The following is a 15097-nucleotide window of genomic DNA, read 5'->3' on the forward strand; positions in this document are numbered from 1 at the left end:
CTGCGATCACGAGATCGCATTTGGCATGAAAGGTTGCCGGACCGCACGTCGCGGCCCGGCGGCTGTTCGTTGGGAGCGGTGGCGCTATTTCTGAAGGTCGGTCCAGATTTTCGTGTAGAGCGCCTGCACATCCGGTGGGCAGGCCGGCATGAACTGGCCCTTGGCGGCAAATTCAGCCGGGATATTCACCTCCGGTGCGTTCTTCATATCCTGCGGCATGAAGGCTTCCGAGCCCTTGATCCCGTTCGAATAGCGGGCGAAGGCCGAGATCAGGGCGGCGTTTTGAGGGTCCATGATGAAGTTCTGGAACAGCTTGGCGTTCTCGACATTCTGGCGTCCTTGAGGACGGCGACATTGTCCATCCAGATCGGAAAACCCTCCTTGGGATAGCCGTAGACGATCTTGTCGTTCTGCAGCCGCTCGCGCAGCGATATGCCGTTCCAGTTGACGCCGGCGGCGATGTCACCCCTGCCCAGCCCGTCGACGGCCGCGTAGTCGAGCGAGAGCCATTTCGCCTTCGCCTCGACCAGCTTGTCATGCACCTTCTTCAGCACCTGCATGTCGTTGGTGCAGTACTGGCCGCCCTCATAGGCGATGGCGAGGAACATGATGTCCCCCATTTCGGGCACGACATTGATCTTGCCGACGAGCTCCGGCGGCGGATCGAGGAAAAGCGCCGAGGTGTTCGGGTCGCCGGCATAGACCGACTTGTTCACCGAAATGCCGGTCGTTCCCCACTGCCACGGAACAGTGTATTTGCGGCCCGGATCGAAGGGAACGTCGACCCATCGCGGATCGACATTCTTGAAATTCTCCATCTTGTTGGGATCGGTCTCCAGGAGCAGACCTTCACTGATCCAGATCGGCACGACGCTGGCCGAGGGCACGACGATGTCATAGCCGGATGCGCCCTGGCGGACCTTGGCCAAAGCGGTGTCGTTGGAGTCGTAGTCGGTGACGGTGACCTTGATCTTGTAGGTCTCTTCGAACTTCTTGATGAGGTCCGGGTTGGTGTAGTTGCCCCAGTTGTAGATTTGGAGCTCGCCATCGGCGCGGGCAACCCCTGTTGCGGCGAGCAGCGACAGCCCGACGGCCGCCGCGGTCAGTTTCCAGTTCATGCTAGTGCTCCCATTGTTGGGACCGGCTGCGCTACCGCCGCGGTCCATTTCCTGCTGATAGAGCCCGGTGACGCCCTTCCCCGATGACGGGCTGGACGGCTGTCAAGGCATTCCCCACTCGCGGCCATTCACCGGCACATGCCGGCTGGCCAACTCGGTTATGACAGAAGCTAAATTATAACTAACTATATAGTCAATATCTTTTCGCGAACTACGGTGGACACCTGGCAGGCTGCAAGACCGCGTCGCCAGGACTCTTGTCGTCGGCTTCGGTATCCGGTGTGGGCGGCGCGCCGGTTTCATCGGCATGTGGCCGTGGACCGGCCCCGAGGCAGCAGCGTTCCCGATCGATTTCCAGGGGCGGCATCAACAGCCGGCTGAAGGACGGGCCCTAGCTGTCTGGCCGGAATGTGGGCTGCCATACTATGAGACAGGCGACCGGACCGCCTTCTACGGCAACGTCGATTTGCACGTGATGGCGCGGTGAACGGTAGGTTCGCGACAAAGAGCGGCCAAAGCCGGACATCAGCTGGAATTGGCTGCCGGAAGCGAGATCGTATAGCGCGGCGGCGTCGACGCCGTCCGGCCCCTCCTCCATTGCTTCAGCCGGTCTCTCAAGCGGATCGGAGGTTTCTCGTAGATTGGAGCAGCCAGGCCGGCGACCTCGTAGTAGCCGTCGAGAATGTTGGTGCGCAGCAATTGGCGTTCCTGTGCATAGAAACTGAAATGCGCGACGATCAGGTCACCAAGAATCTTGCCCGGCCGATCCTGTTTGGTCGGTAGCGTCGCGGAAAGCCACTCTTCCTCATCGCCTGACGGCGGATGGAAATCCTCCCCCAGACCGACAATATCCGACCCGAAGAAACCGATCGCATTGATAGAGAAGCGCGACAGCCTGATCTCCCGGTCCGAGACGCGGAAGTCATCGAGCCGGTTGGAGCGGACAGCTTCGATGAAGACCGGATGAAGCGCCTGCGGAAAGCTGGCATGGGCCCAGGAGAATTCGCATGACGCCTGGCACGTAAGCGGGCCGTCCACCACAACCCTGGAAAGCTGTTTGATCAGTGAATTGCAGATGGCGTTGTTGATGATCAGCGGCGCGTACCAGATGGCTGATCCTCGTTCGGCCATGACCCTGGCCATGAATTTTTGAAAGAAACCGTCCTCAACAAAAACCACATCGTCGTCGAGGCGCAAATAGAAAGCGTCGACATCATCGCAAAAACGATAGAAGTCACCAATGACCTTGAACCCGCCATTGGCGTGTGGAAGTTTTTTGATCCTGCAACGTGGATCGGAAGCGGCCAGTCGCTGCAGGTAGGCTCGATCGGCTTTGTTGCGGCAGTTGTCCCACAGGTGCCATTCGTGCACATCGGAGCTTTTCAGAACATAATGGCTGAGCAAGCGAAGATATTTCTCGCGCCCGGCCGGCGTCACGACGATAAGTTTCATGGATGTCAGACCCTACGGTGGCCGCTATTTACTCGACCGATCGATCAACGATATCGATAAAATAAATGTTCGGATTCAGAAGATTTCTTCTAACCTATACAAAGACCATCAAAGCCACCAAAATATTTTGATCCATCCAGCCGGAATACCTCGTTTCCAAACACTTCAGTCGGACGTCGTTTTTCGCTTGAATCATCACCAACAGCAGCGAATAAGGCGCTAACGCTGAACACTGAATGGATACGGCCGGATGGACAAGAACCTGCTTGGAAAGGCTGACATCCTGATTGTCGGCGCAGGCTTTTATGGCGCGACGCTCGCCGAGCGCATCGCCACGCAACTCGGCCGGCGCGTGCTGGTGATCGACCGGCGCCAACACATTGGCGGCAATGCCTATACCGAACAAGATCCCGCCACCGGCGTCGAGATCCATCGCTACGGGCCGCATCTGTTTCATACATCCAACGAGGAGGTCTGGAACTATCTGCGCACCTTCACCGGTTTCACGGCCTATCGCCATCGTGCGTTTTCGACCTATCGCGACAAGGTCTATCCGCTGCCGATCAACCTCGCCACGATCTGCCAGTTCTTCGGCAAGCGGTTGAGCCCCAATGAGGCGCGCGGCATGATTGCCGAGCAGGCGGCGGAGCTTGGCGATCGCCCTCCGGCCAATCTTGAGGAGAAGGCGATTTCCCTCGTCGGCCGTCCGCTCTACGAGGCTTTCATCAAGGGCTATACCGCCAAGCAATGGCAGACGGACCCGCGCGAACTGCCGGCACAGATCATCGCGCGCCTGCCGGTCCGCTACACATTCGAGGACGGCTATTTCAACGACCGCTTCCAGGGCCAACCCGTGGATGGCTATACGGCGATCTTCGAAAAGATGCTCGCGCATGAGCTTATCGAAACACGGCTTGGCGTCGACTTCTTCGATATCAAACCCTTGCTGCCAAAAGACCTGCCGGTCGTCTACACCGGTCCGATCGACCGCTATTTCGACTACTCAGAGGGCGAGCTCGGCTGGCGGACCATCGATATCGATCTCGAGGTCATGGACACGCCGGATCATCAGGGCACGGCGATCATGAACTATGCCGACGAGGCCGTGCCCTACACCCGCGTCGTCGAGTTCCGGCATTTCAATCCCGAACGCGAGCACAAGAGCGACAAGACACTCATCGGCCGCGAGTATTCCCGTTTTGCCGGCCGCAGCGACGAGCCCTACTATCCATCGACACACGCCGGGATCAGGCGGTGTACCGTCGTTATCTCGAACGGGCGGCGGCCGAGAAAACCCTGCATCTGGGCGGACGGCTGGGCACCTACCGGTATCTCGACATGCATCAGGCGATCGGCGCGGCCTTGAAGGCCTTCGAAACCGTGCTTGGCCCCTATTTCACCGGCGAGCTCGATTCAGTTTCACGGTCGCTATGACGGATCGGGGCCCAGGCTCAGGCTGATGCCGCCGATCTGCCGTCAGTCGCAATCTGTCGGCGAAACCATTCCAAGGTGCGCCGTATCCCTTCCTGGTAACTGGTCTTTGCCTCCCATCCGGGAAGAACCTGTCTTACCAGGGTCAAGTCCGGGCACCGGTTCGTCGGATCTTGCGGGGCAGGCGCATGGTGTTCGATGCGGCTGCCCGGCACAAGCGAACTGACGAATTTCGCGGTCTCGAGAACCGAGACCTCGCGGCCGTTGCCGATGTTCAAGGGGCCGCGGTGCGAGATGCTGTCACGCCAGAAGAAACGCTCCAACCCATCGACGATATCGTCGACGTAACCCCAGCTGCGCGATTGCGAACCGTCGCCATAGACGGTCAGGATTCCCGCGGTCAGGGCCTGGCTGACAAAATTCGAAACGGCGCGGCCATCATCAATGCGCGTTCGCGGCCCATAGGTGTTGAACAACCTGACGACGCGGACATCGAGCCCGCTGACGCGTTGCTCTTCAAACAGCAGCGCCTCGGTACAGCGCTTGCTTTCATCATAGGAAGCCCTTGGCCCGGTGCAGTCCACGGATCCCCGGTAGCTCTCCGGTTGCGGCGACACCATGGGATCGCCATAGACTTCCGAGGTCGAGGCGAAGCAGAAGCGACCGCCGGGCCTGAGCAGCGATAGAAGATTGAGCGCGCCGCCTATGTTGGCCCTGATCGTGCGCGCCGGCTCGCGCATGTACCATACGGGCGAAGCCGGTGACGCCAGATGGATGATCTCATCGAAATGCCGGCTGGCCGTGAAGCTTTCGGCATCGGCAATCTGCAGGCTGAATCGCGGGTCCGCGACATGGGCAATGTTGTCGCGCAAACCGGTCCACAGATTGTCGACGACGACAAGCCTTTCCAGATCATCGCGCCGCAGCAGGCGATCGACAAGATGGGAGCCAATGAAGCCACAGCCCCCGGAAACCAACACACTGCGCGGCATGCGCACTCCCTTCCAGAAACCCGGCCGGTCAACGCGCCGCAGCGCCTGTTTTCCCAGTATGATGGAAACTGGATTCTATCCAGATAAGTCTTCTATCAGTGCTTTTATCGACACCGCAATTGCAACGACCAAACTTGTCCTGCGTCAGCCGGTGGCCGCTCGCCCGATGAACTGTTGCCGGGATAGACCGAGCGTTGCCAGTACTTGGCGCGGATGGGCGAGCATATTTTGGCGGGCTACAACGCCCGTTGCGGGCAAGGCATCCCGGCGGCATCGCCACAGCGTGACGCCGTGGGCAGCGGTCTGTTACTCATTGCTTCCGACTGGCGCACAAGCTCGGCGAAGACCAGCGCGAAGCTACCCAGCATGAGAAAGACGATGATCAGGCGTGCTACCGGCAATATGTCGGCCTCGTCTGGCTGGTGCGTACCCCCGAACATCAGGATAGTCCCGGGATGATACGCACAAATCAAATGTGCCACAGCGTCCTTTGGCATCCCGAAGGATACTGCGGTGCTGCGGGCGCCCCCACGCCATCCATGCCGGCTAACATGATCGATCCGCCTTTACGAGAGTTTAAGCCCCGCCTTAACCATCACATTCACCCGCGCCCTGTCATGAAGCGCGACCTGCCGGTCCTATGATGCCGTCGCGGCATGGCTTTGCCCACCGGCGCAACGGCTCTTTGCAGACCCGCCCGCACCATGCTACCCCGGCGCTGGCGCGACCAGACCCGCCGCCAATCGGTCGCGATCGGGGAGCCATGAGCACAGCCGCCAACAGCATCGCCTTCGTCTCGTCGGACACAGCAGATGCCAAGGCGGCGCTGGAAAGTCTGTCGGCGCGTTATGGCCAATGTTCGATCGCGGAGGCCGCGGTCGTGGTGGCCCTGGGCGGCGACGGCTTCCTGCTGCAGACCTTGCGCGACACGATGGGAACGGGAAGAAGGTCTACGGCATGAACCGTGGAACCATCGGGTTCCTGATGAATGAGTACCGTTCCGGGGGACTCACCGAGCGAATCGCGGCCGCGGTCGCCGAAACCATCCGCCCGCTGGAAATGCTGGCCGTCACCTCGGAAGGCGAAACCGTTTCGGCGCTGGCGATCAACGAAGTTGCGCTGTGGCGCCAATCCTATCAGACAGCCAAGATCCGCATCAGCATCGATGAACAGATCCGGCTCGAGGAACTCAGCTGCGACGGCGTGATGATCGCCACGCCAGCCGGATCCACCGCCTACAATCTCTCCGCGCACGGCCCGATCTTGCCGCTCGACGCACCACTGCTGGCGCTGACCCCAGTCAGCCCGTTTCGCCCGCGCCGCTGGCGTGGCGCTTTGCTCTCCAACAAGGCGACGGTGCGCTTCGACATTCTCGAGCCGGAAAAGCGGCCGGTGAACGCCGCCGCCGATCACACCGAGGTCAAAGCGGTGACGTCGGTGACGGTGCGGGAATCGCCGACTGCGACGGCAACCCTGCTGTTCGATCCCAATCATTCCTGGAACGAGCGCATCCTGGCCGAACAGTTCCGGTACTGAGCCGGCACACAGACAAGCGGCCGGATTAAGCATCGCGATTAAGGTTACAACTTCACAATCGTGCCAATCCCGCCCGTTTCTGTTGACAAATCGCGGACTTGCGCCTAATCGCAATACCAATCTTGCAGGCGCGTGGCGCTTGCCGCGACAGACGCCGTTGCGCTTCCCCGAACCAGCCAAAGACAACAACACTTGTCCTCAGACACCACGACCGCTCAAGAAGCGTTGACCTTCGCAGACCTCGGCCTGTCGCCGAAGGTTCTTTCCGCAGTCACCGATGCCGGCTACACCCAGCCGACGCCGATCCAGGCTGGTGCCATCCCGCACGCCTTGCTCGGCAAGGATATTCTGGGCATCGCCCAGACCGGCACCGGCAAGACGGCTTCCTTTGTGCTGCCGATGCTGACCCGCCTCGAAAAGGGCCGGGCACGCGCCCGCATGCCGCGCACGCTGATCCTGGAGCCGACGCGCGAACTCGCCGCCCAGGTCGAAGAGAATTTCATCAGATACGGCAAGAACCACAAGCTCAACATCGCGCTTTTGATCGGCGGCGTGTCGTTCGACGAGCAGGACAAGAAGCTGGAGCGTGGCGCCGATGTGCTGATCGCGACGCCCGGTCGTCTGCTCGACCACCGCGAACGCGGCAAGCTGCTGCTCAACGGCGTCGAGATCCTCGTCATCGACGAGGCCGACCGGATGCTCGACATGGGCTTCATTCCCGATATCGAGCGTATCTGCGAAATGATCCCGTTCACCCGGCAGACGCTGTTCTTCTCGGCGACCATGCCGCCGGAAATCACCAAGCTGACGGAAAAATTCCTGCACGCGCCCGTGCGCGTCGAGGTTTCGAAGGCTGCGTCCGCCGCAACCAACATTATCCAGCGGCTGGTGAAGTCCGGATCGAAGCCTTGGGACAAGCGCGAAACGTTGCGCAACCTCATCAAGGCCGAAGACGCGGAGCTGAAGAACGCCATCATCTTCTGCAACCGCAAGGTCGAGGTGTCGGAACTGTTCCGCTCGCTGCTGAAGTATGATTTCGATGCCGGCGCCCTGCACGGCGACATGGACCAGCGCGCCCGCATGCAGATGCTGGCCAATTTCCGTGACGGCAAGCTTCGTTATCTCGTGGCTTCGGACGTCGCCGCGCGCGGCCTCGACATCCCCGATGTCAGCCACGTCTTCAACTATGACGTGCCGATCCATGCCGAGGACTATGTCCACCGCATCGGCCGCACCGGCCGCGCCGGGCGCTCCGGCAAATCCTTCACCATCGCGACCAAGTCGGACACCAAATACATCGACGCCATCGAACGGCTGATCGGCAACAAGATCGAATGGCATGACGGCGACCTGTCGACGGTCGTGGCCAGCGAAGGCGGCGAGGACGATGCTCCGCGCCGCGGCAAGGGCGCGCCGCGCCGTGCCGGCCGCAAGGACGACGATCGCAAGGACAGGGGTGAGCGCAAGAAGGGCGGCGAACGTCGCGCCAAACACAGCGAGGAAGATGCCTCGCCGGTAGTCGCACAGCAGGAACAGCCCGATGTGGCTGAGACGCCCGTCGCCGACATTGGCGAACGGCGTGCGCGCAAGGAGGCGATCCGTTCGGAAAACACCGAACGCAAGTCCTCCGATCGCAACGAACAGCGTGCACCGGAACGGGGCGATACCAGGCCGCAGCGCGACAGCAACCGCCCTGCCCGTCACCGCCACCAGGAAGACAACGACACCACCGTTGGCTTTGGCGATGACATGCCGGCCTTCATGCGCATCGTCGCCAAGGTCTGATCTCCGTCCGCTTTGGAAGGCAAGCCGGCGATCCGGCTTGCCTTCGCGGTAAGCTTCTGGCCCGCCTCGACCGTTACATCGGCCCAGGCATCATCTTGGTCGGCTTCTCCAGCATCGGAAAGTCGGCCTTGGTGCATTTCACGTTCGGGTTCGTCGGGCTGAACATGCCGTTCGGATTGTTCCTGAACAGCCAGGCGTGAAGATCGTAGTGGACGAACTCCCTCGGAATGAGCGGATAGTGTCCCTCCATCGGACCCATGAAGGTTTGGCCAAACAGCTTCGGCGGCGCTTTGACGTCCGGGGTCAGCGGCACCAGCCATTCCACGCCGACCAACTTCAGGCCTTTCTTGGTCGGCTCGTAGATCAGCACGTTGGGCTTCATCGGGTCGAGTTTCTGGCCGACACTTGGAACGTTGACGAAATGGATGCCCATGGCGCCTTTCGGGTATTCCATCGCGCCCGCTATCTTTTCTCCGCTGTAGTAGACGCAGCCGACGGTCGACAGATAGAGGTCGCGAACGGCGGCAGTGTAGTCCTCATATTTGGCGAGCGACTTTTTCAAGGCATCGATGTCGGCCTTGTTGGCGTCCTCGGCCCAAGCCGTAGCGACCCCCAACCATGCGCCTGCAACACCGGTCAAAACGAGGACGCCGCAGCGCCCAAGGCCTGTTCTTGTCATGCATTCCTCCCAGACTTTCTGATCTGGCCGTGCAAGACCGAGGCGGAAAAATGCTTATCGCGCGGCCAGTTGTACCGCCTCATCCCCTCTGGAACGGGACGATGCTATTCCTTTCCATGACTGCGGCAAAGTCGTTAATTAGAACTAACTAATTCTCCGGCGCCGTATCTGAAGAGCGTCGACGTCCCTCAAACAAAAAAGGCCCCTTGCGGGGCCGTTTTTCGTTTCAGATCGATACCGCTCAGGTGAGCGGCGACAGCTGGATTTCGACGCGGCGGTTCTGCTCGCGGCCGGCGGCCGTCGCATTGGATGCGATCGGCCGCGTCTTGCCGAAGCCGGTGACGGCGAAGCGGCGCTGATCGACGCCCTGACCGGACAGATAATTGGCGACCGCCAGTGCACGGCGCTGCGACAGATCGAAATTGTGCTGCTCGCCGCCGGTCGAATCGGTATGACCGAACACGTCGACCGTGGTCTGCTTGAATTTCTTCAGCACCAGCGCAACCGAGTTCAGCACCGGATAGAAGCCGGGCTTCACCGCATCCTGATCGACATTGAAGGTGATGTCAGACGGCATGTTGAGGATGATCTGGTCGCCACTGCGGGTGACGCTGACGCCAGTGCCCTCGAGCTGCCGGCGCAATTCGGCTTCGTTCTGGTCCATGGTGGCACCGATGGCGCCGCCGGCCAGCGCACCGATGCCGGCGCCGATCAGCGCGTTGCGGCGGTCATTGCCGCCGGCAAGCAGACCAAGGCTGGCGCCCGCCAAGGCACCGAGACCGGCACCCGCGGCGGTGTTGGAAATCTTCTGGTCGCCCGTATACGGGTCAGTGGTGGTGCAGGCGCTCACGAGCAAAGCCGTCGCCACGACGACGAGAACGGTCTTCTTCATAGGATGGTCCCTCTCCAAGTCACGCCTTTGCGATGGCGCCAAATCAGCCCTTCCCGCGACTTCTAACATGAAATGCGGCGAAAAACGGAACGGCAAAAGCACCGACCGCAGCTTTTCCACCCAACGCCGATTGCCGGCTGACCGGCCGGGAGAGCTACCAGAGATTCTTGCCGTCGATGACCACCACTTCGATCTTGTCGAGGTCCAAATCATCGAACAGCCGCGAATTGACGCTGATCTTGGGATTGTCGAAATCCGGCTTGCCGGTCGACCAATCCGGCGTTTGCGTGAAGGTGCCGCAGCCGCAAGTGGCGCAAAAACCGTGCTTTACGGTTTTCGAGCCCCACTCATAGACAGAAACGTTTTCCAGCGGGCTGGTGAGCTTGAATTGTGACGGGACGTAATAGGCCCAGAGCGAGCCGCGTTTCGAGCAGAACGAACAGGTGCATTGCGTCACCGTCTGCGGTGCCTCGGAAACCTCGAATGTCGTCGCCTTGCAGTGGCAGCTTCCCTTGATGGTCATCAACATCACCTCTCCATTGTCCGCCGCCCATGCGGCAGGGCACCATAAAGAAGCGATCCTGACAACTATCCGTCAGCAGGCTCTACGCTGAACAGCCGACAGCAAATTCAGTAGGACGATGGCGGCACGAAGAGGCAGATGGTCTTGCCGGCATCGAGCCCCGCCTCATGGGCGCACCAATGGAATTCGCCGTCGGGCGAATCCTTGATCCGTCTGTCGCTGTAGGCCAGCACCTCCCCGGTGTCCTTGATGACATAGCCTTCCGGGCGCTCGCTGATCGAGGTTTGCGACACCTCGTGGCAGTCGTAGTTCGCACAGCAGGCAAACGGATAACTCCAGCCTTGCGGCCTGGCCGCGGTCGGCTTGGCGTCATGCGCCAGGGCCGGCGACATCAGGACGGCGATCGCAGAGGCCGCGAACAGAGGAAGGAGCAGCTGGCCAACCGATGGAGCGGCGATGGCCGATCTGGAATTGGCGGCAAACATGGGAACGTTCCTTTCAAACGAGGTTCAAGCGTTTCGCTTGCCCGTTCCTGGAACGTGTCTTCCCAGCGGCCAATCGTCAGCAGATATGCCGCGACCGGCCATAAATGCTTTTGTCTCCTCCTGCCTCAAATGGTGAGCCGAAATGTGAGTCGGCGCAAGAAATTGCTGCGTGGCCGGCCCGCACCTGTTGCTGGGCCGCCCAAGGCAGCAACCAGGTGATCTCACAACTATACGGCAGTGGTCGTCGGCGGTGGCCCGCTTCGTCCTGTGCGAGCGGTCACAATCCAGGTCTGCGGCGAACGCCGTCAGTCCAGATCGGCCACAGCCTCACCCGCGCCACCCTCGATGCGTTGCGACAGCGAGGCCTCCATGAAATCGTCGAGGTCGCCATCGAGCACGCTCGACGGGCTGGTGCTTTCGACACCGGTGCGAAGGTCCTTCACCAGCTGGTAGGGCTGCAGCACGTAGGAACGAATCTGGTGGCCCCAGCCGATATCGCTCTTCGAGGCTTCGGTGGCGTTTGCAACCGCCTCACGTTTCTTCAGCTCTTCCTCGTAGAGGCGCGAGCGCAGCATCTCCCAGGCCTTCGCCTTGTTCTTGTGCTGCGAGCGTTCAGCCTGGCAGGCGACCGCAATGCCGGTCGCGATATGGGTGATGCGTACAGCCGAATCGGTGGTGTTGACGTGCTGGCCACCCGAACCGGACGAGCGATAGGTGTCGATGCGCACATCCGATTCCGAAACATCGATCTCGATCCTGTCATCGACGACTGGATAGACCCAGATGCTGGAGAAAGACGTATGGCGACGCGCATTGCTGTCATAGGGAGAAATGCGCACCAAGCGGTGGACGCCCGATTCCGTCTTCAGCCAGCCATAGGCATTGTGGCCCTTGATGAGCAGCGTGGCGGATTTGATGCCGGCCTCTTCGCCGTCGTGTACTTCCAGCACCTCGACCTTGAAGCGGCGGCGTTCGGCCCAGCGCGTATACATGCGCAACAGCATCGAGGCCCAGTCCTGGCTTTCGGTGCCGCCGGCGCCGGCATGAACTTCGAGATAGGTGTCGTTGGCGTCGGCTTCACCCGACAGCAGCGTCTCGACCTGGCGGGCCTTGGCCTCGCCCTGCATCGAGCGGATGGCGGCTTCAGCTTCCGCCACGATACCTTCGTCGCCTTCTTCCTCGCCAAGCTCGATCAGGCCGATATTGTCTTCGAGCGCCTGAGTGAAACCCTTGACCGCTGTGATGCCATCTTCGAGACCCTGGCGTTCGCGCATCAGCTTCTGCGCTTCCAGCGGTTCGTTCCAGAGGCTGGCGTCCTCGGCACGGACATTCAGGTATTCAAGCCGCTTTATGGCCTGATCCCAGTCAAAGATGCCTCCTCAGCAGGGTTATCGCCTGCCTGATCTCGTCGACAATATTCTGCGTTTCCGCGCGCATGGCCTGATATTTTGTCCTGTTGCTGAAGTGACACTTCGGTCGGCGCGATACATAGGGACGGCGCCGCCATGTGTAAAGCGAAATGGGCCGGCTCCCAGGCCAGCCCAGCAGTCGGCATTGGACCCGTCAGTAGAGGCCGCCGCCGCCGTCCTGGATAGCCTGGTTGGCCTGCGGCGACAGCGGGCCGCCCGACGCGTTGGAGCCGTCGGCGCCCATGCCGATCACCCAGTAGCTGTCGGCGGGACCAGTGCCCGGCTTGAAGGCCTCGATGATGGTGCCCGGATCGCCCGACGCGGCACGCATGCCGGTCTTGCGATTGATGGCGACCAGGTTCATGCCGTCGGGAACCTTGAAGTCGACATTGGGCGTGCCGTCCAGCGCCACACGCATGAAATCCTTGAAGATCGGGGCGGCGAGACCGCCGCCGGTGGCGCCATGGCCAAGGCCGCGCGGCGTGTCGTAGCCCATGTAGAGACCGACCACGAGATTCGGCGTGTAGCCGATGAACCAGGCGTCCTTCTCGTCGTTGGTGGTGCCGGTCTTGCCGGCGATGTGACGGCCGAGTTCACCGATGGTGGCGCCGGTGCCGCGTTGGACGACGCCTTCCATCATCGAGGTGATCTGGTAGGCGGTCATCGGATCGAGCACCTGCTCGGAAGTGTCGACCAGTTCCGGCTCCGGCTGGTTCTTCCATTCAGGCGCGTTGCAGCCTTCGCAGCCACGCTCATCCTGCTTGAACACGGTCTTGCCGTAGCGATCCTGGATGCGGTCGATCAGCGATGGTTTGATCGATTTGCCGCCATTGGCCATGATCGAATAGGCCGAAACCATGCGCATGACGGTCGTCTCGCCGGAGCCCAGCGCCATCGGCAGATACGGCGCCAGGTGGTCATAGACGCCGAAGCGCTCGGCATATTCGACGACCAGCTTCATGCCCATGTCGTTGGCAAGCCGCACCGTCATCAGGTTGCGCGACTTCTCGATGCCGGAGCGCAGCGTTGCCGGCCCGGCGACGGTGCCGTCATAGTTCTTCGGCGTCCAGGTCGTGTTGCCGCTCTGGATGGTGATCGGTCCGTCCATGATCACCGAGGCCGGCGTATAGCCATTGTCGAGCGCGGCCGAATAGACGATCGGCTTGAACGAGGAGCCCGGCTGGCGCATGGCCTGGGTGGCGCGGTTGAATTCCGACTGCGAATAGGAGAAGCCGCCGACCATGGCCAGCACGCGGCCGGTGTGCGGATCCATCGCGATCAGGCCACCTTCCACCTCGGGAACCTGACGCAGGCTGTAGGTATTGTCGGAACCTTCGTTCTTCTGCACGAAGATGACGTCGCCCGGCTTCAGCACGTCGGCCGGCGACTTGGCCTTGACCGTCTTGCCGTCGACCAGATGGCGCATGGCGAAACCCATGTCGTCCTTGCTGACGGTGCCTTCGACGCGCTCCTTGACGATCTCGCCCGATGCCTGACGCGCGGGTTGCAGGCCGATCGAGAGGCCGGTCGCCGAGGAGTCGAGCACGACGGCGAGCGACCATTCGGGAACGTCTTCCAGTCCCTTGACGGCGCCCAGCGGAACGCCCCAGTCGCTCGACACATCAATCGACGTTACTGGCCCGCGATAGCCACGCAGCGTGTCGTATTTCATCAGGCCGTTCTGCATCGCCTTGCGGGCAATGAGCTGAACTTTCGGGTCAAGGGTGGTGCGAATGGAAAGGCCGCCTTCATAGAGCGCATTCTCGCCATAGCGGGCGATGATCTGGCGACGAACCTCCTCGGTGAAATACTCGCCCGCGAATAGATAGGAGCCAGTGCGGCGTGGAGCGACACCAAGCGGCTCGGCCTTCGCCTTCGCACCCTCTTCTGGGGTCACGTAACCGTTCTCGACCATCTGGCCGATGACCCAGTTTCGCCTCTCGATCGCGCGATCGGCATGCTTGAAGGGATTGTAGTTGGCCGGACCTTTCGGCAGCGATGCCAGATACGCGGCCTCGGCCACGGTCAGTTCGTTCACCGATTTGTCGAAATAGGTCAGTGCCGCGCCGGCGACGCCATAGGCGTTGAAGCCAAAGAAAATCTCATTGAGATAGAGTTCAAGGATGCGATCCTTGGAATAGGCCTGCTCGATGCGGAACGAAAGGATGGCCTCCTTGACCTTGCGTTCCAGGGAGCGCTCGTTGGTGAGAAGGAAGTTCTTGGCAACCTGCTGGGTGATCGTCGAACCACCCTGCATCGGTCCACCCGAAACGTAAGTGAGCATCGCGCGGCCCAGCCCCGTTATGTCAACACCGGGATGGCTGTAGAAATTCTTGTCCTCGGCGGACAGAAAGGCCGCCTTGACGCGGTCCGGAATGGCCTGGATCGGCAAATACAGGCGCCGTTCGCGCGCATACTCCGCCATCAGAGAGCCATCCGAGGCATGGATGCGGGTGGTCACCGGCGGCTCGTACTTGGCCAGTACTTCGTAGTCAGGCAGATCCTTTGCTACATGGCCGATGTAAAGCGCAACGCCCGCCGCGGCCAGAAGAGCCAGCGTCGTGCCGATGCCGAAGAAATAGCCAATGAGACGAATCATACCCGCTCCAGTCCTTGGTTCGGGAATTTCCTAAACGAAGCCGCCTTCCACGCAAGCTTTCGAGCCGGTCCCAATCCGTAATCGAAAACTCATGTCGCCACCATGTGGACAAAATACGGCAAGGCCCGATTTCGTGACCGGCTGCCTGGAATAAAGGCACAGGGTGTTGTCATCGCGCAACGCTGCCCCTGGTTGC

The 15097-nt window shown here is 60.9% G+C and carries 11 protein-coding genes and 3 pseudogenes; 4 read left to right on the top strand and 10 right to left on the bottom strand.

All coding sequences use genetic code 11. The annotated features are described in order from the left end of the window. Positions 1-84: 84 nt before the first annotated feature. A pseudogene (locus tag AC0V7N_RS25090) lies at positions 85-1118 on the bottom strand (extracellular solute-binding protein). Between the two features lie 525 nt (positions 1119-1643). Beyond that, complete coding sequence (locus AC0V7N_RS25095) at positions 1644-2570, bottom strand: hypothetical protein (RefSeq protein ID WP_475450977.1); 927 nt, start codon at positions 2568-2570, stop codon at positions 1644-1646. Between the two features lie 250 nt (positions 2571-2820). On the opposite strand from AC0V7N_RS25095, the pseudogene AC0V7N_RS25100 reads away from it, so the two are divergent. Next, positions 2821-3669, top strand: a pseudogene (locus AC0V7N_RS25100) (UDP-galactopyranose/dTDP-fucopyranose mutase family protein); the annotation flags it as partial. Further along, complete coding sequence (locus AC0V7N_RS25105; RefSeq protein WP_496628025.1) at positions 3591-4004, top strand: UDP-galactopyranose mutase; 414 nt, start codon at positions 3591-3593, stop codon at positions 4002-4004. The pseudogene AC0V7N_RS25100 and the gene AC0V7N_RS25105, both read left to right, overlap by 79 nt. 17 nt (positions 4005-4021) lie before the next feature. Here AC0V7N_RS25105 and AC0V7N_RS25110 read toward each other — a convergent pair whose 3' ends face one another. Together AC0V7N_RS25110 and AC0V7N_RS25115 are read right to left on the bottom strand one after the other, a co-directional pair. After that, complete coding sequence (locus AC0V7N_RS25110) at positions 4022-4993, bottom strand: NAD-dependent epimerase/dehydratase family protein (protein ID WP_475450979.1); 972 nt, start codon at positions 4991-4993, stop codon at positions 4022-4024. 236 nt (positions 4994-5229) lie between these two features. After that, positions 5230-5433, bottom strand: a complete 204-nt coding sequence (locus AC0V7N_RS25115) for a hypothetical protein (RefSeq protein WP_475450980.1) — start codon at positions 5431-5433, stop codon at positions 5230-5232. 323 nt (positions 5434-5756) lie between these two features. Here AC0V7N_RS25115 and AC0V7N_RS25120 point away from each other — a divergent pair. Both AC0V7N_RS25120 and AC0V7N_RS25125 read left to right on the top strand, forming a co-directional pair. Then, positions 5757-6529 (top strand): annotated as a pseudogene (locus tag AC0V7N_RS25120) (NAD kinase). Between the two features lie 192 nt (positions 6530-6721). Further along, positions 6722-8314 (top strand): DEAD/DEAH box helicase, encoded by a 1593-nt coding sequence (locus AC0V7N_RS25125; protein ID WP_475450982.1) that lies wholly within the window; start codon positions 6722-6724, stop codon positions 8312-8314. A 73-nt stretch (positions 8315-8387) separates the two neighbouring features. On the opposite strand, the gene AC0V7N_RS25130 is transcribed toward AC0V7N_RS25125, so the two are convergent. The 6 genes from AC0V7N_RS25130 to AC0V7N_RS25155 form a co-directional block, all read right to left on the bottom strand. Continuing rightward, the gene (locus AC0V7N_RS25130; RefSeq protein WP_475450983.1) at positions 8388-8993 is read right to left on the bottom strand and encodes a hypothetical protein; all 606 of its coding nucleotides are present in this window, start codon (positions 8991-8993) and stop codon (positions 8388-8390) included. A 241-nt stretch (positions 8994-9234) separates the two neighbouring features. Further along, positions 9235-9885, bottom strand: coding sequence for a YiaD family glycine zipper/OmpA-like lipoprotein (locus AC0V7N_RS25135; RefSeq protein ID WP_172229213.1), 651 nt, complete (start codon positions 9883-9885; stop codon positions 9235-9237). A gap of 154 nt (positions 9886-10039) precedes the next feature. Beyond that, complete coding sequence (locus AC0V7N_RS25140; RefSeq protein WP_475460479.1) at positions 10040-10408, bottom strand: GFA family protein; 369 nt, start codon at positions 10406-10408, stop codon at positions 10040-10042. A gap of 107 nt (positions 10409-10515) precedes the next feature. Further along, positions 10516-10893 (bottom strand): hypothetical protein, encoded by a 378-nt coding sequence (locus tag AC0V7N_RS25145; RefSeq protein WP_475450984.1) that lies wholly within the window; start codon positions 10891-10893, stop codon positions 10516-10518. Between the two features lie 305 nt (positions 10894-11198). Further along, positions 11199-12330, bottom strand: a protein-coding gene (prfB, locus tag AC0V7N_RS25150) for a peptide chain release factor 2 (protein WP_475450985.1) whose coding sequence is annotated in 2 segments (ribosomal slippage) — positions 11199-12263 and positions 12265-12330 — 1131 coding nt in all. Because the reading frame shifts where the segments join, the coding sequence is not laid out codon by codon here. A gap of 126 nt (positions 12331-12456) precedes the next feature. Continuing rightward, a complete protein-coding gene (locus AC0V7N_RS25155; RefSeq protein ID WP_496627338.1) occupies positions 12457-14901 on the bottom strand; it encodes a PBP1A family penicillin-binding protein in 2445 nt (814 codons plus the stop codon). Between the last annotated feature and the right edge of the window lie 196 nt (positions 14902-15097).

The organism is Mesorhizobium kamtschaticum (assembly GCF_056174585.1).

Excerpts from the sequence above, each read along its gene's own strand:
- AC0V7N_RS25095 (WP_475450977.1), bottom strand. The coding sequence starts at position 2,570 with ATGAAACTTATCGTCGTGACGCCGGCCGGGCGCGAGAAATATCTTCGC.
- AC0V7N_RS25110 (WP_475450979.1), bottom strand. The coding sequence starts at position 4,993 with ATGCCGCGCAGTGTGTTGGTTTCCGGGGGCTGTGGCTTCATTGGCTCC.
- AC0V7N_RS25115 (WP_475450980.1), bottom strand. The coding sequence starts at position 5,433 with ATGTTCGGGGGTACGCACCAGCCAGACGAGGCCGACATATTGCCGGTA.
- AC0V7N_RS25130 (WP_475450983.1), bottom strand. The coding sequence starts at position 8,993 with ATGACAAGAACAGGCCTTGGGCGCTGCGGCGTCCTCGTTTTGACCGGT.
- AC0V7N_RS25135 (WP_172229213.1), bottom strand. The coding sequence starts at position 9,885 with ATGAAGAAGACCGTTCTCGTCGTCGTGGCGACGGCTTTGCTCGTGAGC.
- AC0V7N_RS25140 (WP_475460479.1), bottom strand. The coding sequence starts at position 10,408 with ATGACCATCAAGGGAAGCTGCCACTGCAAGGCGACGACATTCGAGGTT.
- AC0V7N_RS25145 (WP_475450984.1), bottom strand. The coding sequence starts at position 10,893 with ATGTTTGCCGCCAATTCCAGATCGGCCATCGCCGCTCCATCGGTTGGC.
- AC0V7N_RS25155 (WP_496627338.1), bottom strand. The coding sequence starts at position 14,901 with ATGATTCGTCTCATTGGCTATTTCTTCGGCATCGGCACGACGCTGGCT.